The sequence below is a fragment of the Streptomyces sp. NPDC020983 genome (genome assembly GCF_044333485.1).
Lineage (GTDB): Bacteria > Actinomycetota > Actinomycetes > Streptomycetales > Streptomycetaceae > Actinacidiphila.
The window spans coordinates 103994-129106 of sequence record NZ_JBIRRA010000001.1 but is presented as its reverse complement, the minus strand read 5'-3'; the positions used below and the strand labels follow the sequence as shown (position 1 = coordinate 129106).

The following is a 25113-nucleotide window of genomic DNA, read 5'->3' as shown; positions in this document are numbered from 1 at the left end:
CACGAAAGTGCCTGCAATGCCTGAGACAAACGGTGCGAGCTACGCTGCCGCCGGCGTCGACATCGAGGCCGGCGACCGGGCCGTCACGCTCATGAAGGAATGGGTCCGCAAGGCGTCCCGTCCCGAGGTCGTCGGCGGTATCGGCGGCTTCGCGGGCCTCTTCGACGCCTCCGCCCTCAAGCGCTACGAGCGCCCGCTGCTGGCCTCGGCGACCGACGGTGTCGGCACCAAGGTCGACATCGCGCGCCGGATGGGCGTCTACGACACCATCGGGCACGACCTGGTCGGCATGGTCGTGGACGACCTGGTGGTGTGCGGCGCCGAGCCGCTGTTCATGACCGACTACGTCTGTGTCGGCAAGGTCCACCCCGAGCGGGTCGCGGCCATCGTCAAGGGCATCGCCGAGGGCTGCGTCCTGGCCGGCTGCGCGCTGGTCGGCGGGGAGACCGCCGAGCACCCCGGCCTGCTGGGCGCCGACGACTTCGACGTGGCCGGCGCCGGCACGGGCGTCGTCGAGGCGGACGCGATGCTCGGCGCGGACCGCATCCGCACGGGTGACGCGGTGCTCGCGATCGAGTCCTCCGGGCTTCACTCGAACGGGTACAGCCTCGTCCGCCACGTGCTGAGCGAGGCCAACGGCTGGGCGCTGGACCGCGAGGTCGCCGAGCTCGGCCGCACCCTCGGTGAGGAGCTGCTGGAGCCGACGAAGATCTACGCGCTGGACTGCCTGGCGCTCACCCGGACGACCGAGGTCCACGCCTTCGCCCACATCACCGGCGGCGGGCTCGCGAACAACCTCGCCCGGGTGGTCCCGGACGGGCTGAACGCCACCGTCGACCGCTCCACCTGGGTGCCCGCGCCGATCTTCGGCCTGGTCGGGGTCGAGGGCCGGATCGAGCGCTCGGAGCTGGAGCGCACCCTCAACATGGGCGTGGGCATGATCGCGGTGCTGCCGCAGGACTCTGTCGAGGTCGCGCTCAGCGTGCTGGCCGACCGCGGGGTGGACGCCTGGGTCGCCGGCGAGGTGGGCGCGCGGGAGGACGGCGACGGGGCCGTACGGATGATCGGCGACTACGCGGGGTGACGGCCGGGCGGTGCGGTCACGACGAAACCCGGTCGGAGGCCAGGCCCCGACCGGGTCACCGCAGGTGGATGGATGCCGGTGTCGTTACCGCGTCAAGCGCGACGGCGTTGCGACGACGCGGATGACGAACCCGAGGACCCGTCGCCCTCGTCCTCGTCGTCATCGTTGTAGAGATCCGCGTACTGAGCGTACGGGTCGTCGTCGTCCAGCTCGTCGTCGTCATCGTCGTCGACAGACTCCGGATTCACCGGCCTCGACGACGATGCGCCCAGCTCGTCAGCCAGACGGGCAAGATCCGTTCCGCCAGTGTTGTACTTCAACTGGCGGGCGACCTTCGTCTGCTTGGCCTTGGCCCGGCCGCGCCCCATGGCTCGACCCCCTTAACGGCGGGGCTCAGCGGCCCCGAGTCTTGACACGCGTTCATGATGCGGAAGGCCTCCGGCGCGGAGGACCTGCCCGTAGGGCCTCAACGGTACCTGCTTCCGACGCCGCACGGTACGTCGCCCGCACGACGCGCGTCGGATCAGGGGCTGTTCAAGGCCCTGTCCTGCCTGGTCAGGCCCGATTTTACCTTCTTCTAGCACCAACTTGCTATCGGGCCGTGCGTTCGGTCACGTGCGTCACTCCCGGCTACTCGCGCATACTCGCGAGTACCCCCTGACCAGTCACGGGCGCAACCACTCCTCGGCCGGTGTCCGGTCGGCCATCCGCTGCTCGGCGAGCCGGTCGGCGGCGACCGCGGGCGGCACCCCGTCGGCGCTCGCGCGCTCGAAAATGGCCAGGGTCGTGTCGTAGATGCGCGTCGCCTTCGCCTTGGCCCGGTCGAAATCGAAACCGTGCAGTTCGTCCGCGACCTGGATGACGCCGCCCGCGTTCACCACGTAGTCGGGCGCGTACAGGATGCCGCGGTCGGCGAGGTCCTTCTCGACGCCGGGGTGGGCGAGCTGGTTGTTGGCCGCGCCGCACACCACCTTCGCCGTCAGGGCGGCCACCGTCTTGTCGTCGAGCGCGCCGCCGAGCGCGCAGGGCGCGTAGACGTCCAGCGGGGTGCGGACGAGCGCCTCGGCGTCGCTCACCACCGAGACACCGGGGTGCCGGCCGGTGACCGCCTCGACCGCGGCCTGCCGCACGTCGGTCAGCACGACCTCCGCGCCGTCCTCCAGCAGGTGCTCCACGAGGTGCTTGCCGACCTTGCCGACACCGGCGATGCCGACCCGGCGGCCGCGCAGCGACGCCTCGCCCCACTGCACCCGGGCCGCGGCGCGCATGCCCTGGTAGACGCCCCACGCGGTGAGCACCGAGGAGTCGCCGGCGCCGCCGTTCTCCGGGGAGCGGCCGGTGGTCCAGCGGTTCTCGCGCGCGACCACGTCCATGTCGGCGACGTACGTGCCGACGTCGCAGGCCGTCACGTACCGGCCGCCGAGCGAGGCGACCGCGCGCCCGTAGGCGAGCAGCAGGGCCTCGGTCTTGTCGCTGTCCGGGTCGCCGATGACCACGGCCTTGCCGCCGCCGTGGTCGAGGCCGGCGAGCGCGTTCTTGTACGACATGCCGCGGGCGAGGTTGAGCGCGTCGGCGACGGCCTCCTCGTCGGAGGCGTAGGGGAAGAAACGGGTGCCGCCGAGGGCCGGGCCCAGGGCGGTGGAGTGGAGCGCGATGACGGCCCGGAGGCCGGACGCGCGGTCCTGGCAGAGAACGACCTGCTCGTGCCCGCCCTGCTCCGATCGGAACAGCTTGGCGATGACACTCCCGGTGTCGGTTACGTCGGTCACGGTGGTGACTCCCATAGTCCGGTGGCCCAGTGCTGCGGATGGCTCTCGCCCCCCGTACGGGTGCGGTTCCTCGACGGGGGCCGATGCTGGGCACAGCGTAGGCCCTCCGGTGCCCCCGGGGCCCTGCCGGCGGGTCGCCCGCAGGCGTGGCCAGTGGCCGGGATCACGTCCCGGGGGTGCGGGGGCGTGGGACGATCGACACCGGACGCCGTGACGGCACGGCGGGCGCGAGGGAGCGGGTGTGAGCGGTTCACCGGTAGTGGTCCCCTACGCGGCGTACTTGCGCGTCTACGAGCCGCTGGCGGCCTTTCCCGAGCCCGAACGCACCCACTGGTACCGCTACGCCGCGGCCGGCACCTGCCGGACCGCTCAGGACGAGCTGCGGCAGTCCCTCGCGGGCCTGGTGCCCGTCCCCCCGATCGCCGTGCCCGTGCACGAGAGCGCCGACGCCTTCGTCGCCGAGATCGGCGGGGTCACCCACATCTGCCCCTGGCGCACCCGGCTGCGCGGCTGGCTGGCGCTGGAGACCTTCGGGCAGCAGCTGCCGCAGCCGGTGCTGGACGCCATGCTGCCGCCGGTCGTCCGCCGGCAGGCGGCCGCCGACCACGAGTCCTGGCGCGAGCGCAATCCGGACGCCCGGCCCTGGATCCGTACCGCGACCTGGCACGTGCCCGTGCGCTGGTTCGTCCTCGTCGGCGACGACGAGCGGGAGTACGAGCCGGCGGGGGAGGGCGAGCGCAAGGAGCCGCTGCTGCGCTACCGCACCCCGATGGTCCAGGCCCGGCGCCGGGTGGCGCGGGGCCTGCGGGTGCTCAAGGACGCGCTGGACGACGGGGGGCCGCTGGTCGACGGGCTCGTCGACGTCGGCCGCTGGCTGGAGGAATTCCACCCGCGCTCGCTCGTCGAGCTGGACTACGGCGGCCTCGTCCACGTCATGGGCCCCGAGCGGCTGGCCGGGGACCGCTCGGCCGCCGACGTCGCCGAGGGCCTCGCCTCGCTCCGGGAGGGCGACTCGGCGGCCGCGAGCGTCGCGTACGAACGGCTGACCGAGCGCTGGCGGGCGGTGCGGGAGCTGCAGTTCTCGAACTGATCTTCCGGTCCGGACACGGGTGCAACCTCCTTGCGGGCGGGGGACGTTCCAGGCGTCCGGCCGGGGTGCGATTCGGATTTTCGGGTCAAGCGTGATGGAGAGCACGTACCTGGAGTCTTGCCTGGATCACCATCTGTCATGCCAAAATGGGACAACGGGTCCGCCTCGGGCTCGATTCGAAGGTGGGGATGTTGCAGTTGATCGTCCTGTGACTGATCGTCACGCTCGCGTGACTGTCCGTTATGACACGGTCCATCGGCTTCCGCCGAGCTTGAACACCTGAGAGGGCAAATCCATCGGTTTGGCCGACGCGGCTGGACGGATGGTGTAGTTGTAGTGCCGAGGACAAGCCGTTCGTCCTATTACCGACTCGGCCCGCGCCTGCCATTTCGGGCAACGCGGGTCAAGGTGCAGAATTCAGAGGAAAGAACCGCGCTGGTTCGGTTCTCTCAAGGAGGCCGCTCATGACCGCTCGCACCCCTGATGCCGAGCCGTTGCTCACCCCTGCCGAGGTCGCGACCATGTTCCGCGTCGACCCCAAGACGGTCACGCGCTGGGCCAAGGCAGGCAAGCTCACGTCCATCCGCACGCTGGGCGGCCACCGCCGCTACCGCGAGGCGGAGGTACGTGCGCTGCTCGCGGGCATCCCGCAGCAGCGCAGCGAGGCCTGACCGGCACTTTTGGACGCCGTCCCCCTTGTCGGCGCCCGGTCCCGGCGGATCGCCTGCCCCCCATCAGGCACCCGGAGGGACCTGCTCCACCGGCTCCGTCAGCAGTGCTTCGGCAGTTGCTTCGTATGACGCGGATCCCGCCGGATCCGCAGCAGCAGGACAGCAGAACCACAGCAGCACCACAGCTTCACCGTGATCGCATCGGACTCCGCCGGGTCCGGTGCGATCCGTTTTTGTGCCGTGTTCTTGCCCTCTTTCGTGCCTTGGCACGACGTCCCGGACGAGGTGCCATTGCACATATTAAATCGACGCCCTTCCGGAGGGCGTCGGGTTCCGTGATTCCGGAACGATTTCCCGTGACTCCCGTCACATGCCGCGGGCTTGTGGATCTTGTCCGCGGTGCGGTAGTGAACTCCCGCGCCGGGAGGGGTGTGTGCAGGACGGAGGCACACAAAAAGACCCGGCTCCTTGCGGAACCGGGTCTCCGGGTCGAACGTGTGCGGTCCTGACGGGATTTGAACCCGCGGCCTCCACCTTGACAGGGTGGCGAGCACTCCAAACTGCTCCACAGGACCTCGCTGCGGGACAGACTCTACAGCAGGTCAGGGGGTGCGGTCGAACCCGATCACGAGAAGGGCCGCGGTCAGCCCCAGGCGGCGTCCAGGGCCTTGAAGACGCGCTTGTCGGAGACGGGGAAGGCCGTGCCCAGCGCGTGGGCGAAGTAGCTCACGCGCAGCTCCTCGATCATCCAGCGGATGTCGCGGACGGACGCCGGGACGGGGCGGCCGGCGGGCTGGGCGGCCAGCAGCTCGGCGTACTCGGCCTGGATCTCGCGGACCTTCTCCATGCGGGTGGCGTCGCGCTGGGCGCCCGTCGGCATCTGCTGGAGGCGGCGGTCCGCGGCGACCAGGTAGCGCATGACGTCCGGGAGGCGCCTGAGGCCCGCCTCGGTCACGAAGCCGGGGCGGATGAGGGCGGCCAGCTGCTCGCGTACGTCCGCGGTGTTGGCGAGGAGCGCGGGGCTCGTGGTGTCCTTCAGACGGCGCTCGCAGGAGTGCCAGGCGGCCAGCACCTGCTGCACCTGGCGGACCGTGCGGACGGTCAGCTCGACCAGATCCGCGCGGACGGCGTCGTAGAGCTTGCGGTAGCCCGCCTCGTCCCACGCCGGGCCGCCGTGGTCGGCGATCAGGCGGTCGGCGGCGGCCGTGGCGCAGTCCTCGAAGAGGGCCTGGACGCTGCCGTGCGGGTTGCGGGACAGGGCCAGCTTCTGCTGGTTGGACAGCTGGTCGGCGACGAACTTCGCCGGGTTGACGGGCACGCCCAGCAGGATCAGCCGGCGGGTGCCGCGCCACATCGCCGCGGCCTGCTCCGGTTCGGTGTCGAAGAGCTTCACCGCGACCGAGGCGCCCTCGTCGACGAGCGCCGGATACGCCTTGACCGGCTGGCCGGCCCGCCGGGTCTCGAACGTGCGCGGGAGCGCGCCGAGCGTCCAGTCCTTCAGGCCCGTGCGCTGCTCCACGGTGGCCAGCGCCGGGTCCGAGGCACGCTCGAAGGCCTTGGTGATGGCCGCGCGCGTCTTCGGCTTCAGGCGCAGCTTCAGCGCCTCCAGGTCCTTGTCCTCGGCGACCGTGCGGCGCCGCTCGTCGACGACCCGGAAGGTGATCTTGAGGTGGTCCGGCACCCTGGCGAGGTCGAAGTCCTCGGCGGTCACGGGTACTCCGACCATCTTCTGCAGCTCCCGTGCCAGCACCGACGGCAGGGGGTCGGGTCCGGCCACCGCGCGTTCGAGGAAGGCCTTCGCGTAGTTCGGCGCGGGCACGTAGTGCCGCCGGACGGGCTTGGGCAGCGAGCGGATCAGCTCGGTGACGACCTGTTCGCGCAGGCCCGGGATCTGCCAGTCGAAGCCGTCCGGGACGGCCTGGTTGAGCACCTGGAGCGGGATGTGGACGGTCACGCCGTCGGCGTCCGCGCCCGGCTCGAACTGGTACGTGACGCGGAACTTGAGCGTGCCCTGCCGCCACGAGTCCGGGTAGTCGGCCTTGGTGACCGCCTCCGCGTTCTCGTTGATCAGCATCGAGTGCTCGAACGTCAGCAGTTCCGGCTCGTCGCGCCGCCGGTGCTTCCACCAGGAGTCGAAGTGCGCGCCGGACACGACGTGTTCGGGGATGCGGGCGTCGTAGAAGTCGTAGAGCGTCTCGTCGTCCACGAGGATGTCGCGGCGCCGGGCGCGGTGTTCGAGCTCCTCGACCTCGCCGAGCAGCTTGCGGTTGTCGTGGAAGAACTGGTGGTGGGTGCGCCAGTCGCCCTCGACCAGGGCACTGCGGATGAACAGCTCGCGGGACACCTCGGGGTCGATGCGCCCGTAGTTGACCTTGCGCTGCGCGACGAGCGGGACGCCGTACAGCGTCACCTTCTCGTACGCCATCACCGCCGCCTGGTCCTTCTCCCAGTGCGGCTCGCTGTAGCTGCGCCTGACCAGGTGCTGGGCGAGCGGTTCGACCCACTCCGGCTCGATCTTCGCGTTGACCCGCGCCCACAGCCGGGACGTCTCCACCAGCTCCGCCGACATGATCCACCGCGGCGGTTTCTTGAACAGCGCCGAACCGGGGAAGACCGCGAACTTCGCACTGCGGGCGCCCAGGTACTCGTTCTTCCCCGCTGTCTCCTTCCCGCCCTCCACCCCGGCGTTCTTCAGCCCGATGTGCGACAGCAGGCCCGCCAGCAGCGACTGGTGGACGCGTACCGGATCGGCCGCGTCGTCGTCCGACCGCGGCTCGGTCACGGTGATCCCCATGGACTTCGCGACCTGCTTCAACTGGCTGTAGATGTCCTGCCACTCACGGATCCGCAGGTAGTTCAGGAACTCGCTGCGGCACATCCGGCGGAAGGCCGAGGACGACAGCTCGCGCTGTCGGCCGCGGACGTACGTCCACAGGTGCAGGAAGGACAGGAAGTCGCTGCCCTCGTCGCGGAAGCGGGCGTGGTTCTGGTCGGCCTGCTGCTGCTTGTCCGCGGGCCGCTCGCGCGGGTCCTGGATCGACAGCGCGGCCGCGATCACCATCACCTCGCGCACGCAGCCGTTGCCCTCCGCCTCCAGCACCATACGGGCCAGCCGCGGGTCCACGGGCAGCTGCGCGAGCTTGCGCCCGGTCTCGGTGAGCCGCTTGCGCGGGTCCTTCTGGGCGGCGTCCAGCGCGCCCAGCTCCTCCAGCAGCTGGATGCCGTCCTTGATGTTGCGGCTGTCCGGCGGGTCGATGAAGGGGAAGCGGGCGATGTCGCCGAGTCCGGCCGCGGTCATCTGGAGGATGACGGAGGCCAGGTTCGTCCGCAGGATCTCGGCGTCCGTGTACTCCGGCCGGGAGAGGAAGTCCTCCTCGTCGTACAGCCGGATGCAGATGCCGTCCGACGTACGGCCGCAGCGCCCCTTGCGCTGGTTGGCGCTCGCCTGGCTGATCGGCTCGATGGGCAGCCGCTGCACCTTGGTGCGGTGGCTGTAGCGCGAGATGCGGGCCGTGCCCGGGTCGATCACGTACCGGATGCCGGGGACGGTCAGCGAGGTCTCCGCGACGTTCGTGGCCAGCACCACCCGGCGCCCCGCGTGCTGCTGGAAGACGCGGTGCTGCTCCGCCGACGACAGCCGCGCGTACAGCGGCAGCACCTCGGTGTTCCGCAGGTTCTTCTTGCCGAGCGCGTCCGCCGTGTCGCGGATCTCCCGCTCGCCCGACAGGAAGACCAGGATGTCGCCCGGCCCCTCCGCCTGGAGCTCGTCCACCGCGTCGCAGATCGCCGTGACCTGGTCCCGGTCCGCGTCCTCGCCGCCTTCTTCGAGCAGCGGGCGGTACCGCACCTCCACGGGATACGTCCGGCCGCTGACCTCGACGATCGGGGCGTTGCCGAAGTGCCGCGAGAAGCGCTCCGGGTCGATCGTCGCCGACGTGATGACGACCTTCAGGTCCGGCCGGCGCGGCAGCAGCTGCGCCAGGTAGCCCAGGATGAAGTCGATGTTGAGGCTGCGCTCGTGCGCCTCGTCGATGATGATCGTGTCGTACGCGCGCAGCTCGCGGTCCGTCTGGATCTCCGCGAGCATGATGCCGTCCGTCATCAGCTTGACCAGGGTCCGGTCGCCGACCTGGTCGGTGAAGCGGACCTTCCAGCCGACCGCCTCGCCCAGCGGCGTCCGCAGCTCCTCGGCCACGCGCTCGGCGACCGTGCGGGCCGCGATCCGGCGCGGCTGCGTGTGCCCGATCAGGCCGCGCACCCCGCGGCCCAGCTCCAGGCAGATCTTGGGGATCTGCGTCGTCTTGCCCGATCCCGTCTCGCCCGCGACGATCACCACCTGGTGGTCGCGGATCGCCTCCAGGATCTCGTCCTTCTTCTGGCTCACCGGGAGCGCCGCCGGATACGTGATCTCCGGCACATTCGCCCTGCGGGCCGCTATACGCTGCTCCCCGCGGTCGACCTCCCGGTCGATCTCGGCGAGCACGGCGTCGCGCGCCTCGGCCTTCCTGATCCGCCGGACGCCTTCCAGCCGCCGTCCGAGCCGCTGCTCGTCGCGCAGAGTGAGCCCCGCGAGGCGGCGGGCCAGGTCGTGGGTCGCGTAAGTAGACATACGCGCCCCATGCTCGCACCTGCGGTGGGCCCGGGGCGAACCCATTTCACCGGCCCGGCGGGCACGGGCTCCCGCCCGCGCGACGCGGTGCGCGGGGGGCGTCGCCCGGCGGGAGTAACAGCAGGGGCGCGGGCCGCGGGCCCTGGCTAGCGTGCACCGTATGAGGGCGAGGGCGGCGGCGGGGTGGAGGCAGCTGCGGCAGTCACCCTTCTGGCCCGCCTGCGTGCTGGTCGTCCTGATCGCCGCGGCGGCCGGCCTGTTCGCCGGCTCGTACACCTACGCCATGGCGAACCCCACCCCGCGGTTCATCCCGACGGCCGTCACCGGCATCCCGACCTCGCAGGTCAAACGGGCGGAGTTCGTGGCCGGGATGGAGAAGGCGCTCGGGGCGTCGCTGAAGCTCCACCACTACGACACCTTCGCGCAGGCGGAGGACGCGGTCGAGGAGCAGCGGGTCTTCGCCATCCTGCGGGAGCCGGGCCGGGCCGAGGTGGGGGAGGCGATGGGCGCACCGCGGCTGTACGTGTCCTCGGCGTCCGGCGCGAGCGTCGCCGAACTGCTCGCGCAGACCGCGCCCGCGGTGGGCGGCGCGATCGGCGTGCCGGTGACCGTCAGCGACATCAACCCGCTGCAGAAGGGCGACCCGCGCGGGCTCGCGATCTTCTACATCTCGCTGGCCGCCGTGATCCTCGGCTTCGTCGGCGCCATCCAGCTGAGCGTGCACGCCCGCGCCCTGAACCCCGCGGAGCGGATCGCCTTCATCGTCGCCTACGCGATGCTCGGCGGCTTCGCGATCGCCGCGGTCGTGGACTGGGGACTGGGCGCGCTGCGACTGCCCTTCGCGGAGTCATGGGCGATCCTGGCGTTCACGATGTTCACGTCGGGCATGGTCTTCACGATGTTCAACACGCTCGTCGGGCGGTGGGCGATGCTCCCGACCTGGGGCCTGATGGTGCTGCTGGGCAACCCGTCCTCGGGCGGCGCGGTGTCGTGGCCGCTGCTGCCCTCGCTGCTGGGGCGGATCGGGCAGTGGCTGCCGCCGGGCGGCTCGGTGAACGCGCAGCACACCGCCGTCTACTTCGGGGGGCACCAGCACGCGTTCCCGTTCCTGGTGCTCGCGGGCTGGGCCGCGGTGTCGACCGCGGTCTTCGTCGTGTGGCGGCACCGGCATCCGGGCGGGCGCTGAGGCCGCAGAAACGCGAAAACGGTGGAGGCCCCGTCCCTTGCGGGAACGGGGCCTCCACCGTGCGGTGGCTGGGGCCGGGGTCGAACCGGCGACCTACCGCTTTTCAGGCGGTCGCTCGTACCAACTGAGCTACCCAGCCGCAGCGGTCCTGACGGGATTTGAACCCGCGGCCTCCACCTTGACAGGGTGGCGAGCACTCCAAACTGCTCCACAGGACCTTGCTGTACTGCTCTACTGCTTGCACTGCTTCGTACTGCTTGTGTGCGGAACAAGTCTGACACATCAGATGCCATGCTCTCGCACTGGTTTTCCGCGACTCCCGAGAGCCTTGCCCTCCGTGACCGGCCGGGCACCGCCCGCAGGCCGTTGTCGCTGGATCAGCGTATCAGACCTGCGAGGGCGTCCCGAAACCCGTGATCACCCCGTGGCGCCGGCGCCGCCGTAGTACGCCTCGACGGGCCCCCGGGCCTCGTCGTAGAGGGCGGGCCCGCCCAGCGGGACGGTCGGCCAGGCCCCCGACTCCGGGTTCAGCGTGACGAGCTGGCCGGTGGACAGCGCGTACACCACCCGCCCGAGCCCCGAGCGCATGATGGCGCCCGCGCACATCGAGCAGGGCTGGCAGCTGGTGTACATCGTGGTGCGGCCGGCCTCCTCCGCGTCCAGCTCGCGGGCGGCCCAGCGGGCGAGCTTCAGCTCCGGGTGGGCGGTGATGTCGTCGTCCCGCCGCACGGTGTTGTGCTCCTCGACGAGCACGGTGCCGTCCGGGCCGGCCAGCAGTGAGCCGAAGGGCGCGTCGCCGATCTCGACGGCGCGGGCGGCGATCGCGATGGCCCGCCGCAGCAGGGCCTCGTCGGCGGGCGTGAGCACGGTGCCGGTGCCGGGATCGGAGCCGGTGCCGGGGTCCTGGGCGGACGAGGGGTCGGTCATGGGGTGGTCCTCCGTAGGGCGGCGAGGTCGGCGAGGGCCTGCCAGGCCGGTTCTGGTGTGCGGGTCTGCTGCGGGTCCCCCTGGTAGGGGTCGAGGACGACGGCGGAGGCGCCGAGGCGCTCCAGCTCGGCGAGGTCGCCGGCTATCTGCTCCAGCGTGCCGACACCGGCGGGGCGGTCGGGGCCGGTGGCGGGCGCGGCGGTGACGTCGAAGGCGATACGGGGTGCGAGCGCGGGCAGGCCGGGGTGCGCGGCGAGGGCGGCGCGCAGCCAGGGCAGGGTGACGCGCAGCGGATGCCAGGCGTCGCCGTGCCGGACCGCTCGCCGGACCGCCGCCCGGCTGCTGCCGCCGACCCACAGCGGTACGGGCGTCTCCCCGCCGGGCCGTGCGTCGTGCAGGGCGGCGAGGTGCTCGTCGGTGAGGCGGCCGCGGTCGGCGAAGGGCACCCCGAGGGCGGCGAACTCCTGGGCGGACCAGCCCGCCCCGACGCCCAGCACGAACCGTCCGCCGCTCAGCCGTTGCAGCCCCCCGGCCATGCGGGCGACCAGCAGCGGGTGGCGGTAGGGGAGCACGGTCACGGTGGTGCCCAGCCGTACGGTGCGGGTGAGGCCGGCCAGCCACGCGAGCGTGGTGAAGGGGTCGTAGAACGGCTCGGGGTAGCGCTCCGCGACGTCCGGGGTGACGGTCACGTGGTCGGACATCATGAGCAGGTCGTAGCCGAGCCCCTCGATCCGCTCCGCCCACTCGCGCAGGACACCCGGGTCGGTGCCCGGTCCGAAGTTCGGGACGTTGACGCCTAGTTGCATGAAGCCGAGGCTATCCGGGCGGATGCGCCGCGATGAAGGGACTTCTCCCCGTCCTGCGGGCCTGTTGTGGTGAATCTCCCGGTAGGATCACCGTATGGCCGTGAATCCCGATGAACTCGACGACGTCGACTGGGCGATCATCGGGCAGCTGCAGCAGGAGGCCCGCGTCCCGCTCAGCGAACTGGGGCGGCGGGTGGGGCTGAGCGCGTCGGCCACCACCGAGCGGGTGCGCAGGCTCGAAGCGCTCGGCGTCGTCACCGGCTACCACGCGGCGGTCGACCTGGCGAAGGCCGGCTATCCGGTGCTCGCCGTCGTGCGGCTGAAGTACCCGGGCAACCGCCACCAGTTGCTGCACCGGCTCCTCGCCGACCGCCGGGAGATCCTGGAGTGCCTGCGCACCACGGGAGACGACTGCTACACGCTCAAGGTCGCGGCGACGTCGATGGAGCACCTGGAGACGCTCGTGGACGAGCTGGCCGGATTCGGCAGCACCTCCACGAGCGTCGTCTACCGGCAGACGCTGCCCTTCCGCGGGCCGGCGCGGCCCGCCCGCTAAGGCGCGCCCGCTAAGGCGCGCCCGGCGCCGCCGGGCAGACGGGATGTGCCGGACACGCCCCGGGGGTGTCACCGGCGGGCGGTCACCGTCATGTCCGCGTGGCCCACGACGTGGCCCGACATCGTGAACGTCGTGACGCTCGCGGGCGTCCCGGCGGGCAGGCCCAGGCTCGGGACGTCCAGCGCGTAGACCGTGATCCGGTAATGGTGCGTGATGTCCCCGGCCGGCGGGCACGGTCCCAGATAGCCCTTCGCCCCGGCGTCGTTGGTGCCGACGACGCTGCCCGCGGGCGGGGTCGCGCCCAGGGCGCGGGCGGACGCCGGGATGTCCCACGTCTCCCAGTGCCAGAAGCCCGCACCGGACGGCGCGTCCGGGTCGTACATCGTGACGGCGTAGCTGCGGGTGGTGGCGGGCGCGCCCTGCCAGGACAGCCGGACCTGCCGGTTGCCGCCCGCACAGCCGAAGGCGTTCGCCCAGGCGTCGGCGGGGAAGGTGCCGTGGTCCCGCACGTCGGGGCTGCTGACACCGAAGCGCGCGGCGCCCTGCGGGATACCCGAGCGGATCTGCTGGTGGCCGTACGCCGGCTGCCGCGGGGTGCTGCCGTGGGCGGTGACGGCGCCGGCCGCGGCGACGGCGACGGTGGCCGCCGCGACGGCGGTGGCGGTGCGGGCGGTGGTCCTCATGGCGTCCTCCGGTGACGTCGTGTTCCTCGGGTGTGCCTCCACGATCGGGCGGCGCGCGATGGGCGGGGAAGGCCGTGCGGAACCTGGCATCCGCAGTGCCAGGCTCCCGCGCGTTTCCCGGTGGACGGGCGCGGGCGGCACCGCGGACCATGGGCGGCATGAGTGTCACGGCGCAGAGCGGGCGGGGGCGGGGCGGCGGGCCGCGGCGCCCCGAACTGGCGGAATTCCTGCGGGCGATGCGCGCCCGGCTCACCCCGCAGGAGGCCGGCCTGCCCGACACGGGACGCCGCCGCACCCCCGGGCTGCGACGGCAGGAGGTCGCCCAGCTCGCCGCCGTCAGCATCGACTGGTACATCCGGCTGGAGCAGGGGCGGGTGGGCCTGCCCGGCACCGCCGTGCTGGACGCGGTGGCCGAAGCCCTGCGGCTCTCGCCCAGCGAACACCAGCACCTGCACCTGGTCGCGCGCGGGGAGGCGCCGCCGATCGCGTACGCACCCGTCCCCGTCGCCGACTCGCTGCGCGTGCTGCTGGACGGCATGCCGCTGTGGCCCGCCTACGTCGTCGACTTCCGGATGGACGTCCTGGCGTGGAACGCCGCCGCATCCGCCCTCTTCGGCGAGGACTTCGGCACGGGCGGGGCCGCGAACACCGCGCGGCTGCTCTTCGCGCCGGACTCGCGGCTGCGCGCCGCCCAGCTCGACTGGAAGCGCGTGGCCCGCGAGACGGTGGGCAACCTGCGGGCCCAGTCCGCCCGCCACCCCGACGACCCGCGGCTGCGGGCGCTGGTGGCCGAACTGCGCTCGGTGAGCCCGGACTTCGCCACGTGGTGGGACGACCACACCGTCCGTACCCGCAGCCACGGCACGAAGCGCCTGCGGCACACGGCGGCCGGTGACCTGACGGTCCGCTACGACGTCCTGGCCACCTGCGACGGCTCCGAGCAGTTCCTCGTCGCCCTCACCCCGGCCGACCCGGCCACCGAACGCGGCCTGCGCCGCCTGCTGTCGGACCGCGGGGAGCTGCACGGGGCGCCCAACGTGCGGGCGATCGGGGCGTAGGGCACGACGGGAAGCCGACCCGCGGGAGCGCCGGGCGGCCAGGCGGCTGGGCGGCTGGGGCGCCGGTCCGCCGGTCCGCCGGGCGGCCGGGCTGCTGGTCCGCCGATCCGCCGATCCGCCGATCCGCCGGGCGGCCGGGCCGCTGGGGCGCCAAGCGGGCGGCGGCGCTGCGGGTGGGTCGGCCGGTGGGTGCGGGTGCAGCACGCGGTGACGTGACGGGTGAGTCGGTCGGTGGGTGCGGCGGCGGCGGGCGGTGGCGGGGCGGGTGGGTCAGCCGGTGGGTGCGGCCTTCGCCCGGGCCGCGAGCAGCGCGGCCATCTGGCGCAGCGGCTCGGGGCCGAAGACGCGCAGGACGACGGTTTCCGCGCCCGCCGCCACCAGCTCGTCCACCCGCGCGGCGGCCTGCGCGGCCGTACCGGAGACGCTGAAGAGCTCGTCCGCCGTCTTGCCCAGCCAGGAGCCCTGGCCCGCCAGGAACTCCCGCAGCGCGCCGGCCGCCCGGCCCGGGTCGTCGTCCACCGCGCCCGCCGCGTAGGCGACGACGCCGAAGCCGTCCCCGGCGCCGCCCTTGCGGGCCAGCTCCCGCGCGGTGCGGACGTCGTCCGGGCCATGGCCCTCGGCGAGCAGCGTGCCGTCCGCGACGCGCCCGGCCAGCTCCAGCGAGCGCGGCTGCACCACTCCGGCGACGATCGGCGGCACCTTGTGCGGCGGGTGCACCAGCCGCACCCCGTCGAGCCGCACCTCGCGCCCGTCCAGCTCCACCTTCTCACCGCGCAGCAGCGCCCGCACGGCCGTGATCGTCTCCTCCAGCATCGCCAGCGGCGACCGCGGGGCGACGCCCACCTGGGCCATCCAGTTGGAGGCGCCGTGCCCGATCCCGGCGACCAGCCGCCCCGGAAACGCCCGCTCCAGCGTGGCCAGTTCCATCGCCAGCAGCGCGGGGCTGCGCAGCGGCGCGGGCGCGATCCCGATGCCGACCCGCAGCCGCGTCGTCGCGCCGAGCGCGATCGCGGCGGCGGAGACGCCGCCGTTCCAGCCCAAATCCTCCACGACCCACAGGTCGTCGAGCCCGGTCTCCTCCGCCTGCCGCGCGAAGCCGGCGAGCCCGGCCGGATCCCAGTCGCGGTCGTACATCACGCCGAGGCGTACGTTCGTCATGCACGGAACCTACGTCGGGCGCGCGCCCGTGATCAACGCCTTTCAGCGCCCTTCGCGCAGCAGCCGGGCGAGGGGTTCGCGCACGTCGGCGGGGTGCAGGCCGAGCGCGTCGAGGTCGTCCGGCCCGGCCCAGCGCAGCTCGAAGCGGTTCTCCGCGCAGTCCTCCTCGGCCTCGGGCCCGGACAGGACGGGCGTGCCGGTGACGTCCGCCATGAGGTAGTACGAGGCGGGCCGCCCGTTGTGCAGCCCCGTCCACAGCAGCTCCGCCGCCCGGCCGCGCAGGGTCGTCTCCTCCGCCAACTCCCGTACGGCGGCGTCCTCGTGGCTCTCCCCGTCCTCCACGTGCCCGCCGGGCAGCACGGCGTAGCGGTGGCCCCGGCACTCGGGGCCCTCCGCTCCCGTGCCCGCGCACATGGCGCAGTCGCCGGCGCGCTCCCGCCGCAGGTACCGCTTGATGAGCAGCACCCTGCCGTCCCGTACGACGACGGCAACACCGCGTGGGATGGGCCCTGTTGTGTTCTGTGCTCCCTGCACCACCATGCCCCGCACCTTAGGTGGTCGGCTCCGGAAGTCCTTCGGGGGTTGACGCCGGAGCCGGTGTCGTGCCTGGTGGCTGGTCAGAAATCGGTCGTAGATTGGCGTCCACGGGGTGGGCCGTGGTTCGCCCGAGGAGCGGGGGGATCCGCGGCACTGCTGCACTTTCGAACACGTGTCCGGTATTCTCCTGCGCGCGTCTCGTTCGTGACCCAAGAGGAGTGACATGCACTACGGCTACATCGGTTCGATGAAGGTCAAACCTGGTCACCGCGCGGAGGTGGTCGCCGTACTGGTCGCCGGCGCTCACGCTCTGCGCACAGCGGGATGCCATCTCTACATCGTGACCGAATCGGCCACCGACGAAGACACCGTGTGGGTGAGCGAGGTGTGGGAGAGCAAGGAGCACCAGGCCGCGTCGTTGCAGTTGCCCGAGGTGAAGGCTTCCATCAGCAAGGTGATGCCGCTGCTGACAGGTGAGTTCACTCGTCAGGAGACGCGCGTCGCAGGCGGTCTCGGTATCTGACCGCGACGGCGTGCCGCCACGTCGTCCTGCCCGACGCGCCGGAGACCAGGTGCGGGCAGGCTGCGGTCCCTCCTGATCCGCTTCTCCCGGTCGGCCTGCACGACGCAGACCACTAGGCTCTGGCCGACTGCCGGAGCGGCAAACGGGGGACGGGGACAGTGCCATGGCGGGAACGGGCAGAGGGCGCGGCAATCTGTCGGGCGGGTGGATCGCGGTCCTCGTGGCGGTGACCCTCGTCGCCTTCGGTGTCGCGATCTACGCCACGCGCGACCACAAGACCCCCGCGGGCTGCCACTACGACGGCCCGATCCGCCGCTGCACCCCGCCGGTGAACACGGTGCCGGACCCCTCCGGCTCCGACGCCCCCTGACTCAGCCCGCCGCGGGCGTGACGTCCCCCGCGGGCACGTACATCCGCACCTCCCGGGCGGTGGTGAGCGGCATGACGCGTCCGAGCCCGACCTCCCGGAAGTGCTCCGACGCCCGGTGCGCCGCGAAGGCCGCCCCGTCCGTGTAGCGCTCGATGCTCACGAACCGCCCCGGCGTGCCCCCGGACCGCAGCACCTCGAACGACAGGCACCCGTCCTCCGCGCGGCACGCGGCCCCGAAGTCCTCCAGCAGCCGGCCGAACTCGTCCGCGTCCTCGGGTCTGCACACCATCTCGGCGACGAGCAGCACATGATCGTCCATGCGCTCAGCGTAGCCGCAGCCCCGCGACGACGGCCTTCCCGCGCACGGCCGCGGTACGGCGTCCTCGCCCGGCCTAGTTGCAGAGCTGGCTCTTCAGCTGCGCCTGGTAGACCTCCATCGTGCTGTCGGGGGTCGGGGGCCCGAAGAGGCTGCTCTCGGTCTGGTCTTCGAGGGGCTTGAGGGCGGCGATCAGGGTGTCCATGGCCTTGCGGAGCTCGGGGGTGATGTCCTTCGCCTCCAACTCCTCCGTGTGCAGGCGCCATTGATTGGCGTCGGCGTGGACCTGTGCGATGTACGTGGCCTGCATGGGGTCGTCGAAGGGCCCGCTCCTGCTGTTGAGCGGGCGGGCCAGCTGGAGGTTGGAGCGGATGTCGATGACGTAGCGGTCGGCGTCGAGGGTGGCGTCCACACAGACCTGGACCTGGTCGGCGGTCTTGCTCTTGCCGCCGGAACCGCTGGAACCGCCGCCGCATGCGGTCAGGCCGGCCGTGGTGATGAGCAGGGCGGCGATGGCCGCGGGCACTGCGCGCATGATGAATCCCCCCGTGTCCCCCGAGATTTCGGGGGACAGTATGGCCGAAGCGGCTGCCCGCCGGGGCGCGAACGCGTCAGGCGGAGAAGAAGTGGGCGGGTGCCCGCGGTCCCGGGAAGCGCCCCCGCGGAGGGGCCGGCGCACCGCCCCGGCGTGGGGCGGGGCGGTGCGCCGGCCGGTCAGGAGGACCCGGGAGCGTCCTGGCGGAGGACCGCGGTGCCGCCCGGGGGGAGGGTGAGGCCGGCGGGGGGGATGGTGCGGGCGGTCAGGAGGTCGTGGCCCGCGGCGGCGACGGTGGCGGGGGCGGCGGTGTGGTTGACCAGGAAGAGCCAGCTGCGGTCGCCGGCCGGGGAGTGGCGGCGGACGGCCTCGACACCCGGGGGGACGGGGGCCTCGGGCCGCACGCCGGACTCGCTGAGCAGACGGGCGGTGAGGGCCGCGTACGAGGGGTCGTCGAGGCGGGTGGAGGCGTACCAGGCGGTGCCGGCGCCGTACGCGTGGCGGGTCAGGGCGGGCTCGCCCGCCAGTGCCCCCTCGGTGTAGCGGGCGACGGCCTCGGCGGGGTCGGTGAGGCGCAGCAGCTCGCTCCACTCGGTGCCGTGCGAGCCGTCGGAGAGGACGGCCACGGCGTCCGCGGCGAGCGGGCGGTACTCCTCGACCCGTACGCCCAGTGCGACGCGCAGCGGCTCGGCCGGGTAGCCGCCCAGGCGCGCGTGGTGGCGCTCGTCGACGACGCCCGCGAAGTGCTGGACGAGCAGTGTGCCGCCGCCGTGGACGTACGCCCGCAGGCGCTCGGCGGCCGCGTCGGAGAGCAGGAACAGCGCGGGGGCGACGAGGAGGGGGTAGCGCCCGAGGTCCGGGTCGTCGGGGTGCGCCAGGTCCGCGGTGACCCCGGCGTCCCACAACGCGCGGTGCGCGCGGCGCAGTTCGCGGTGGTAGTCGAGGGCTGCCGACGGAAGGCCCTGGCCGTCGAGCGCCCACCAGCAGTCGGAGTCGTGCAGCACGGCGGCGCGCGGCCGTACGACGGAGCCGGCCAGCTCGCCGAGCCGGGACACCACCGCGCCCGCGTCGGTGACCTCGCGGAAGACACGGGAGTCGGGCCCGGCGTGCGGGACCATCGCGGAGTGCCAGATCTCCGCCCCCGCGCGGGACTGGCGCCACTGGAAGAAGAGCGCGCCCTCCGAACCGCGGGCGATGTGCGCCAGGGTGTGCCGCAGCAGGTCGCCGGGCTCCTTCGGCAGCGTGCGGCCCTCGGTGTAGACGGTGTTGGCGCCCTGCTCGATCAGCAGCCACGGCCTGCCGCCGCCGAAGGAGCGGGCGCGGTCCGCGCCGAAGGCGGTGTCGGCGGCGGCGTCGACACCGGGAGCCGCCGGGTAGTGGTCGATGCCGACGACGTCGACCTCGCGGCCGAACGCCCACAGGTCCAGGACCTGGTAGCCGGGCAGCATGAGGTTGGTGGTGACGGGGCGGTCGGCCGGGGTGTGCGCACGGATCGCGTCGCGCTGCTCGCGGTAGGCGTCGAGGGCGAGGTCGGACCAGAACCGGCGGTAGTCCAGGGCGAGTGCGGGGTTGCGGTGCCACTGGGTGGCGCGCGGCGGCTCGATCTGCTCCCAGGAGCCGTAGCGCTGGCTCCAGAAGGCCGTGCCCCAGGCGTCGTTGAGGGCGTCCAGGGTGCCGTGCCGGGCGCGCAGCCAGACCCGGAAGGCGGCAGCGGCGTGGTCGCAGTGGCAGACGGTGGCGTATTCGTTGTGGACGTGCCACATGGCGACGGCCGGGTGGTCGCCGTACCGCTGCGCGAGCGCCGTCGCGATGCGCACGCAGGCCTGCCGGTAGGCGGGCGCGGCCAGGCAGTACGTGTCCCGGCTGCCGTGCGTGAGGCGTACGCCCTCGGCGGTGACGGGCATCGCGTCGGGGTGCGCGAGGGTGAACCACGGCGGGGGCGACGCGGTCGGGGTGGCGAGGTCGACGGCGACGCCCCCGGCGTGCAGCCGGTCGAGGTGGGCGTCGAGCCACCCGAAGTCGTAGCGGCCCTCCTCGGGTTCGAGCAGCGCCCAGGAGAAGACCCCGACGGTGACGAGGTTGACGTGCGCCCAGCGCATCAGGAGGTCGTCCTCCTTCCACACGGCCTCGTCCCACTGCTCGGGGTTGTAGTCGCCGCCGAAGGCGAGCCGCCCGCCGAGCCGGCGCACGAGGCCGGTCACGGGGCTTTCCGCCGTGCTGTCCTTGCCGCGCTTCACGGCCTCGGCTCCCTCACGGCGGCGTGCGGTTCGGCGCCGGGCGGACGGCAGGTGGGCATGGCGGAGCCTTTCGGGGACGGAGTCCATCGGGGGCGGGAGGAGGCGGGCGGGAAGGGATCAGCGCAACGGTGCGGGGCCCGTGCTCTCGCGCGCGGTGAGCACCGGCGTCAGCAGGCTGACCTCGGCGGTGGCCCGGTCCTCCAGCCGGTTCATCACCAACTGCACCGCCTGGCGTCCGAGTTCGTGCGCGGGGCCGGTCACGGCGGTCAGCCGCGGCGAGTACTGCTCGGCCAGCGGCTCGGGGCACAGCGCCACCACCGACGCGTCCTCCGGCACGACCCGGCCGCTGGTGCGCAGCAGACTCAGCAGCGGGCCGATGGCGCCCTCGTTCTGCACCACGAAGCCCGTGGTGTCGGGGCGGTCGGCGAGGATACGGGACAGCGCGCCCGCGGTGGATTCGTAACTGCCCTCGCAGGGGCGGTGCAGCACCCGCAGACCGCGCTCGGCGGCGCGCTCGCGGAAGCCGCTGAGGGTGCGCTCGGCGTAGCCGGCATGCCGCTGGTAGACGGCCGGGGCGTAGCCGATGAAGGCGATGTCCTGGTGCCCGAGGTCGGCGAGGTGCTCGGCGCACAGCGCGCCCGCCCCCGCGAAGTCGTGGTCCACGCACGCCAGTCCGGTGGTGTCGGCGGGCAGTCCGATGAGCGCGGCGTGCGTGCCGGTCTCGCGCAGCACGGGGATGCGTGCGTCGTCGAGTTCGACGTCCATCAGGATCACCCCGTCCGCGAGCCCGCTCGCGGCGACCCGGCGCAGCCCCTCGGGACCCTCGTCGTTGGTGATCAGCAGCACGTCGTAGCCGAAGCTGCGGGCCGCGACGGTCACGGAGATCGCTATCTCCATCATGACCGGCACGTAGACGTCGGTGCGCAGCGGGACGACCAGGGCGATGATGTGCGAGCGCTTGCCGGCCAGCGCCCGGGCACCCGCGTTGGGGTGGTACCCCAGGTCGCTGATCGCCTTCTCCACCCGCGCCCTGGTCGGGGTCGAGATGGAGCGCTTGCCGCTGAGGACGTAGCTGACGGTGCTCGCGGAGACGCCCGCGTGCTTGGCCACCTCGGCCAAAGTCACCATGCTGGTGGACCCTTCGTGTCGTGCCGCTGGTTGTCCATGGTGTCGCCCGGGGGCCGGTCCCGTCACGCAGCGGGGGATGGGCGCGCGGGACCGGCCCTGTCTGGGGTGGGCGGCGTCAGCCCTTGATCGCGCCGGTGAGCATGCCCTTGGCGAAGTGCTTCTGCATGAACGGGAAGACGATGGTGATGGGGAGCAGAGTGAGGACCACCACCGCCATCTGGAGGGACAGCGGGGCCGTCTGCGAGTGGCCGGCGACACCGAAGCCGCTGTTCACCTGACCTGGCATGTTCATACCCCGGTTGACGTACTCGTAGAGGACCATCTGCAGCGGCCACTTCTGGTTGTCGGCCGGCATGTACAGCATGGCGTTGAAGAAGGTGTTCCAGTAGCCGACCGCGTAGAAGAGGGAGATCACGGCGGTGACGGCGCGCGAGGTGGGCAGCACGACCGACCACAGGATGCGCCACTCGTTCGCGCCGTCCATCCGCGCCGCGTCGATGAGCTCGCCGGCGGTGTTGGAGTAGAAGCTGCGCAGCACCAGGATGTTGAAGACGCTCACCGCGCTCGGCAGGATCAGCGACCAGTACTGGCCGAGCCCGCCGAGGCCGTTGATGACCAGGAAGGTCGGGATCAGGCCGCCGTTGACGAACATGGTGACGACGAGCAGCAGCAGCAGGAAGCGGTGGCCGAGCGAGCGCGCGCGGGACAGGCCGTAGGCGCACAGGATCGACACGGCCATCGAGATCGCGGTGCCGACGACGGTGATGCCCAGCGTCACGAACAGCGACCGGCGTACCGTGCCGTCGCTGAGCATCGTGGTGTAGGCGTCGAACGTGAGGCCGTCCGGCACGATGACCAGGCCGCCCGCCCGGTTGATCGCACCGGGCGTGGAGAAGCTGGTGAGGATCACGCAGTAGAGCGGCAGCAGGATGAGCAGCACCACGGCGCCGAGGGTGAGGCCCTTGGCGCCCTGGCCGGCCGCGGACGGGGCCTCCTCCCAGGCGGGGCGGTTCGGGTTGCGCCGGCGGGCGGGCACCCGCGCGGGGGGTGCGGTGAGAGTCGTCATTTCCGGTACAGTCCGTCCTCGCCGAAGCGGTGGGCCAGCTTGTTGGCGCCCCAGATCAGCAGCAGCGAGATGACGCTCTTGAAGATGCCCGCGGCAGCGCCGTAGCTGTAGTTCTGGGTCCCGATGCCGTAGTAGAAGGAGAAGGTGTCGAGGACGTCGGCCGCGTCGTGGCCCACGGCGAAGCGCTGGACGAGCAGCTGCTCGAAGCCGACCGACAGCGTGTTGCCGAGCCGCAGGACGAGCATCAGCACGATGACGCTGCGCATGCCGGGCAGCGTGATGTGCCACATCCGCCGCCAGCGGCCCGCGCCGTCGGACGCGGCGGCCTCGTACAGGTTCTGGTCGATGGCCGACAGCGCCGCGAGGAAGACGATGATGCCCCAGCCCGCGTCCTTCCACACCACCTGCGAGGTCACCAGCAGCGAGAACGTGTGGGGGTTGGTCATCACGTCCCACGTGCCCAGGTCGTGCTGGCGCAGGAAGTGGTTGAGCAGGCCGGCGCCGCCCAGCATCTGCTGGAAGAGCGTGACGACCAGCACCCACGAGTAGAAGTGCGGCAGGAAGGTGATGGCCTGGATGACCGAGCGCAGGCGGGAGTTGAGGACGGAGTTGAGCAGCAGCGCCAGCAGGATCGGGATCGGGAAGAACAGCACGAGCTGCACGGCGCTGATGTAGAGGGTGTTCTCCAGCGCGTGCCAGAACAGCGGGTCGCCGAAGAGCTGGCGGAACTGGTAGAGCCCCACCCACTCGCTGTTCCGGATGCCGTCCAGCGGGTCGTAGTACTGGAAGGCGGTGATGGTGCCGAACAGCGGCAGGTAGTTGAAGACGAGCAGCAGCGCGATCGCCGGCAGCGTCATCAGGATCAGCGACTTGTCGCGGCGCAGCCGGATGCGCCAGGTCAGCCGGTTCTGGTCGGGCAGGGCCGCGAGGGCCTGCCGGGCCTGCCGCCGGGCGGCGCGCCGGGAGGGCTTCCCGGCGCCGCCGCCCTCGGGACCGTCGCCCGGGTGCTGCTGTTCGTCCTCGCCCTGGTCGGCGACGGTCGAGGCCATGGTCCGACTCCCCTTACTGGCCCGTGCCGAGCTTGTCGAGGACGTTCGACTGGTACCAGGCGACCATCGCGTCGCCGCCGCCGCTGCCCTTCCAGGTGCTGACGGCGTCCTGGAAGGCCGAGACCGGCTTGATGCCGTGGTAGACGTCCTTGATGGTGTCCTCGACGGCCTGCCCGGCGTCCGCGGTGGCGTAGCGCTGCGGCACGGTGATGTTCATGTTCCAGAACACCGGCTTGTAGGCGTACTTGGCCGCCTCGGCGTTCCACGCGCAGCGGTCCTTGGTGACCTGCGGGAAGTCAGGGTTGTTGATGACGTTCACGCCGGTGGCCAGGAAGGGGTACGTCTGCGCCTGGACGTTGGCGAGACCCGACTTGGTGGGTGTCGGGCCGTTGGCGCCCTTCGTGAAGTCGGTGCCCTCGACGCCGAAGTTCACCAGCTGGTACTCCAGCGTGCCGTACGGCGCCGCCAGGTAGTTGGCGATCCGCAGGCACTCCTCGATCTGCGCCGGCTTGAGCTTGATGTTGAGGTAGCTGAACTCGCCCGCCGAGGGGCTGAGGAAGAGCCGCGGTGCCTTGGTGCCGTCCGCCGAGAAGGGCTTGAAGGAGCCCCGGCGGTAGGTCTTGTTCGCCGCGACGCCCGCCTGCGCGTCGCCCTCGTTCCAGGCGCCGGTGCCGTCACCGTTGATGAGGGCCTTGCCCGCGTAGAAGCGGGTCTTGGCGTCGTTGTTGTTGCCGGCCAGCGCGTCCGGGTGCATGTAGCCCGACTTGGCGAGCTTGTAGCACCAGTTGAGGGCCTCCAGCAGCTCCGGCTGCTCGTACTTGTGCACCAGCTTGCCGTCGGTGACGGTGAACTTCCACGAGAAGTCGAAGATCTGGAACATGTACTGCCACACGTCGTCGAACGCCCACACGTTGCTCTTGGCGTGGGTGAGCTCCTTGCCGAGGGCCATGAAGTCGTCCGCCGACTTCACGTCGTCGGGGTTGATGCCCTTGGCCTCGAAGATGTCCGCCCGGTAGTAGTACTGGCCGGGCAGGCCGAAGCCGGTGGAGAAGCTCGGTATGCCGTAGAGCTTGTCCTGCCACATGCCGGCCGTCCACGCGCCGGTCGGCAGCGCCGCGAGGTTGGGGTACTTCTTGACCTTGTCGCCGGCGAGGTAGGGGGTGAGGTCCGCGAGCTGGGTGCCGCACAGCTCGCCGACCTTGAAGTTGGAGTTCCACCAGCCCGGCAGCTGCACCCAGTCCGGCAGCTTGCTGGCGGCGGTGAGCGTCGTGATCGTGGTGTCGTACGTGACGCCGTTGGCCGGCTTCATGGTGAGGGTGGCGCCGAGCGCCTTGTTCATGGCCTTGTAGAAGGAGTTGCTCGCCGACGGGATGGTGCCCCACAGCGGCGTCAGCGTGGTGTACGAGCCGCCCGCGCCGGGCACCTCGGCGACCGACTTCGTGGGGCTGGCCGGGTACTTGAGGAAGCCGGGGTCGGTGACGGCCCCGGCGGCGCCGGTCACCGAGGGGATGTCGGCCTGGACGGCGTTGCTCGGCACGTACGCCGGGAGGGCCGCGGCGGCGCCCTTCTTGGTGTTCGTGCCGCCCTTGCGCTTGGTCTCGCTGTTCTTGCCGCCGCCGCCGCACGCGGCCAGCAGCGGGGAGAGTGCGGCGGTTCCGGCGACGGCGACCGCGCCGTTCACAAAGGATCTGCGGTTCAACTCGATGCTCATGATGGGGCGGCCCTTCGCCTGAGAGGTTCCGTGACGAGCGTCGT

The 25113-nt window shown here is 72.0% G+C and carries 23 protein-coding genes and 3 tRNA genes; 8 read left to right on the top strand and 18 right to left on the bottom strand.

Going from position 1 to position 25113, the window contains the following annotated elements; genetic code table 11:
• The first annotated feature begins 16 nt into the window (after positions 1–16).
• On the top strand, positions 17–1084 hold the full coding sequence (gene purM / locus ACH4SE_RS00690) for a phosphoribosylformylglycinamidine cyclo-ligase (protein WP_398541073.1): 1068 nt from the start codon (positions 17–19) through the stop codon (positions 1082–1084).
• 92 nt (positions 1085–1176) lie between these two features.
• On the opposite strand, the gene ACH4SE_RS00685 is transcribed toward purM, so the two are convergent.
• On the bottom strand, positions 1177–1452 hold the full coding sequence (locus ACH4SE_RS00685; RefSeq protein WP_398541072.1) for a DUF3073 domain-containing protein: 276 nt from the start codon (positions 1450–1452) through the stop codon (positions 1177–1179).
• Positions 1453–1749: 297 nt separating this feature from the next.
• Positions 1750–2853: a Leu/Phe/Val dehydrogenase gene (locus ACH4SE_RS00680; protein WP_398541071.1), complete on the bottom strand. Its 1104-nt coding sequence runs from the start codon at positions 2851–2853 to the stop codon at positions 1750–1752.
• Positions 2854–3094: 241 nt separating this feature from the next.
• Here ACH4SE_RS00680 and ACH4SE_RS00675 point away from each other — a divergent pair, with 241 nt between their 5' ends.
• Both ACH4SE_RS00675 and bldC read left to right on the top strand, forming a co-directional pair.
• Complete coding sequence (locus ACH4SE_RS00675; RefSeq protein ID WP_398541070.1) at positions 3095–3943, top strand: hypothetical protein; 849 nt, start codon at positions 3095–3097, stop codon at positions 3941–3943.
• 464 nt (positions 3944–4407) lie between these two features.
• Complete coding sequence (bldC, locus tag ACH4SE_RS00670; protein WP_003949541.1) at positions 4408–4614, top strand: developmental transcriptional regulator BldC; 207 nt, start codon at positions 4408–4410, stop codon at positions 4612–4614.
• A gap of 500 nt (positions 4615–5114) precedes the next feature.
• Here bldC and ACH4SE_RS00665 read toward each other — a convergent pair.
• Together ACH4SE_RS00665 and hrpA are read right to left on the bottom strand one after the other, a co-directional pair.
• Positions 5115–5189 (bottom strand) — tRNA-Asp (locus ACH4SE_RS00665).
• Positions 5190–5257: 68 nt separating this feature from the next.
• Complete coding sequence (gene hrpA / locus ACH4SE_RS00660) at positions 5258–9223, bottom strand: ATP-dependent RNA helicase HrpA (protein WP_398541069.1); 3966 nt, start codon at positions 9221–9223, stop codon at positions 5258–5260.
• 160 nt (positions 9224–9383) lie between these two features.
• On the opposite strand from hrpA, the gene ACH4SE_RS00655 reads away from it, so the two are divergent.
• Positions 9384–10409, top strand: coding sequence for an ABC transporter permease (locus ACH4SE_RS00655; protein WP_398541068.1), 1026 nt, complete (start codon positions 9384–9386; stop codon positions 10407–10409).
• Positions 10410–10474: 65 nt separating this feature from the next.
• Here the strand turns inward: ACH4SE_RS00655 and ACH4SE_RS00650 are convergent.
• The 4 genes from ACH4SE_RS00650 to ACH4SE_RS00635 form a co-directional block, all read right to left on the bottom strand.
• A tRNA-Phe gene (locus tag ACH4SE_RS00650) sits at positions 10475–10548 on the bottom strand.
• Between the two features lie 4 nt (positions 10549–10552).
• Positions 10553–10627, bottom strand: a tRNA-Asp gene (locus tag ACH4SE_RS00645).
• Between the two features lie 199 nt (positions 10628–10826).
• Complete coding sequence (locus ACH4SE_RS00640; protein WP_398541601.1) at positions 10827–11276, bottom strand: nucleoside deaminase; 450 nt, start codon at positions 11274–11276, stop codon at positions 10827–10829.
• A gap of 56 nt (positions 11277–11332) precedes the next feature.
• The gene (locus ACH4SE_RS00635; protein WP_398541067.1) at positions 11333–12142 is read right to left on the bottom strand and encodes an LLM class flavin-dependent oxidoreductase; all 810 of its coding nucleotides are present in this window, start codon (positions 12140–12142) and stop codon (positions 11333–11335) included.
• 94 nt (positions 12143–12236) lie between these two features.
• Between ACH4SE_RS00635 and ACH4SE_RS00630 the strand changes: the two genes are divergently transcribed.
• Positions 12237–12698, top strand: a complete 462-nt coding sequence (locus ACH4SE_RS00630) for an Lrp/AsnC family transcriptional regulator (RefSeq protein WP_398541066.1) — start codon at positions 12237–12239, stop codon at positions 12696–12698.
• Positions 12699–12766: 68 nt separating this feature from the next.
• On the opposite strand, the gene ACH4SE_RS00625 is transcribed toward ACH4SE_RS00630, so the two are convergent.
• On the bottom strand, positions 12767–13381 hold the full coding sequence (locus tag ACH4SE_RS00625) for a YbhB/YbcL family Raf kinase inhibitor-like protein (RefSeq protein WP_398541065.1): 615 nt from the start codon (positions 13379–13381) through the stop codon (positions 12767–12769).
• A 158-nt stretch (positions 13382–13539) separates the two neighbouring features.
• Here ACH4SE_RS00625 and ACH4SE_RS00620 point away from each other — a divergent pair, with 158 nt between their 5' ends.
• Complete coding sequence (locus ACH4SE_RS00620) at positions 13540–14439, top strand: helix-turn-helix transcriptional regulator (protein WP_398541064.1); 900 nt, start codon at positions 13540–13542, stop codon at positions 14437–14439.
• Positions 14440–14709: 270 nt separating this feature from the next.
• Here ACH4SE_RS00620 and ACH4SE_RS00615 read toward each other — a convergent pair whose 3' ends face one another.
• Together ACH4SE_RS00615 and ACH4SE_RS00610 are read right to left on the bottom strand one after the other, a co-directional pair.
• Entirely contained in the window at positions 14710–15597 is an 888-nt protein-coding gene (locus ACH4SE_RS00615) for an LLM class flavin-dependent oxidoreductase (protein ID WP_398541063.1), read from the bottom strand.
• 42 nt (positions 15598–15639) lie between these two features.
• On the bottom strand, positions 15640–16137 hold the full coding sequence (locus ACH4SE_RS00610) for an NUDIX domain-containing protein (RefSeq protein WP_398541062.1): 498 nt from the start codon (positions 16135–16137) through the stop codon (positions 15640–15642).
• 220 nt (positions 16138–16357) lie between these two features.
• Here ACH4SE_RS00610 and ACH4SE_RS00605 point away from each other — a divergent pair, with 220 nt between their 5' ends.
• A complete protein-coding gene (locus tag ACH4SE_RS00605) occupies positions 16358–16657 on the top strand; it encodes a putative quinol monooxygenase (protein WP_398541061.1) in 300 nt (99 codons plus the stop codon).
• A gap of 163 nt (positions 16658–16820) precedes the next feature.
• Complete coding sequence (locus ACH4SE_RS00600) at positions 16821–17027, top strand: hypothetical protein (RefSeq protein WP_398541060.1); 207 nt, start codon at positions 16821–16823, stop codon at positions 17025–17027.
• A 1-nt stretch (position 17028) separates the two neighbouring features.
• Here the strand turns inward: ACH4SE_RS00600 and ACH4SE_RS00595 are convergent, their stop codons facing one another.
• The 7 genes from ACH4SE_RS00595 to ACH4SE_RS00565 all read right to left on the bottom strand — a co-directional run bounded on the left by ACH4SE_RS00595 (position 17029) and on the right by ACH4SE_RS00565 (position 25069).
• On the bottom strand, positions 17029–17346 hold the full coding sequence (locus ACH4SE_RS00595) for a putative quinol monooxygenase (RefSeq protein ID WP_398541059.1): 318 nt from the start codon (positions 17344–17346) through the stop codon (positions 17029–17031).
• 73 nt (positions 17347–17419) lie between these two features.
• Complete coding sequence (locus ACH4SE_RS00590) at positions 17420–17878, bottom strand: hypothetical protein (RefSeq protein WP_398541058.1); 459 nt, start codon at positions 17876–17878, stop codon at positions 17420–17422.
• 179 nt (positions 17879–18057) lie between these two features.
• A complete protein-coding gene (locus tag ACH4SE_RS00585; protein WP_398541057.1) occupies positions 18058–20115 on the bottom strand; it encodes a beta-galactosidase in 2058 nt (685 codons plus the stop codon).
• 117 nt (positions 20116–20232) lie between these two features.
• On the bottom strand, positions 20233–21243 hold the full coding sequence (locus ACH4SE_RS00580) for a LacI family DNA-binding transcriptional regulator (protein WP_398541056.1): 1011 nt from the start codon (positions 21241–21243) through the stop codon (positions 20233–20235).
• 115 nt (positions 21244–21358) lie between these two features.
• On the bottom strand, positions 21359–22309 hold the full coding sequence (locus tag ACH4SE_RS00575) for a carbohydrate ABC transporter permease (protein ID WP_398541055.1): 951 nt from the start codon (positions 22307–22309) through the stop codon (positions 21359–21361).
• Positions 22306–23358, bottom strand: coding sequence for an ABC transporter permease (locus ACH4SE_RS00570; RefSeq protein ID WP_398541054.1), 1053 nt, complete (start codon positions 23356–23358; stop codon positions 22306–22308). Before ACH4SE_RS00570 ends, ACH4SE_RS00575 begins: the two co-directional genes overlap by 4 nt.
• Before the next feature lie 13 nt (positions 23359–23371).
• The gene (locus ACH4SE_RS00565) at positions 23372–25069 is read right to left on the bottom strand and encodes an ABC transporter substrate-binding protein (RefSeq protein ID WP_398541053.1); all 1698 of its coding nucleotides are present in this window, start codon (positions 25067–25069) and stop codon (positions 23372–23374) included.
• Positions 25070–25113: the final 44 nt, after the last annotated feature.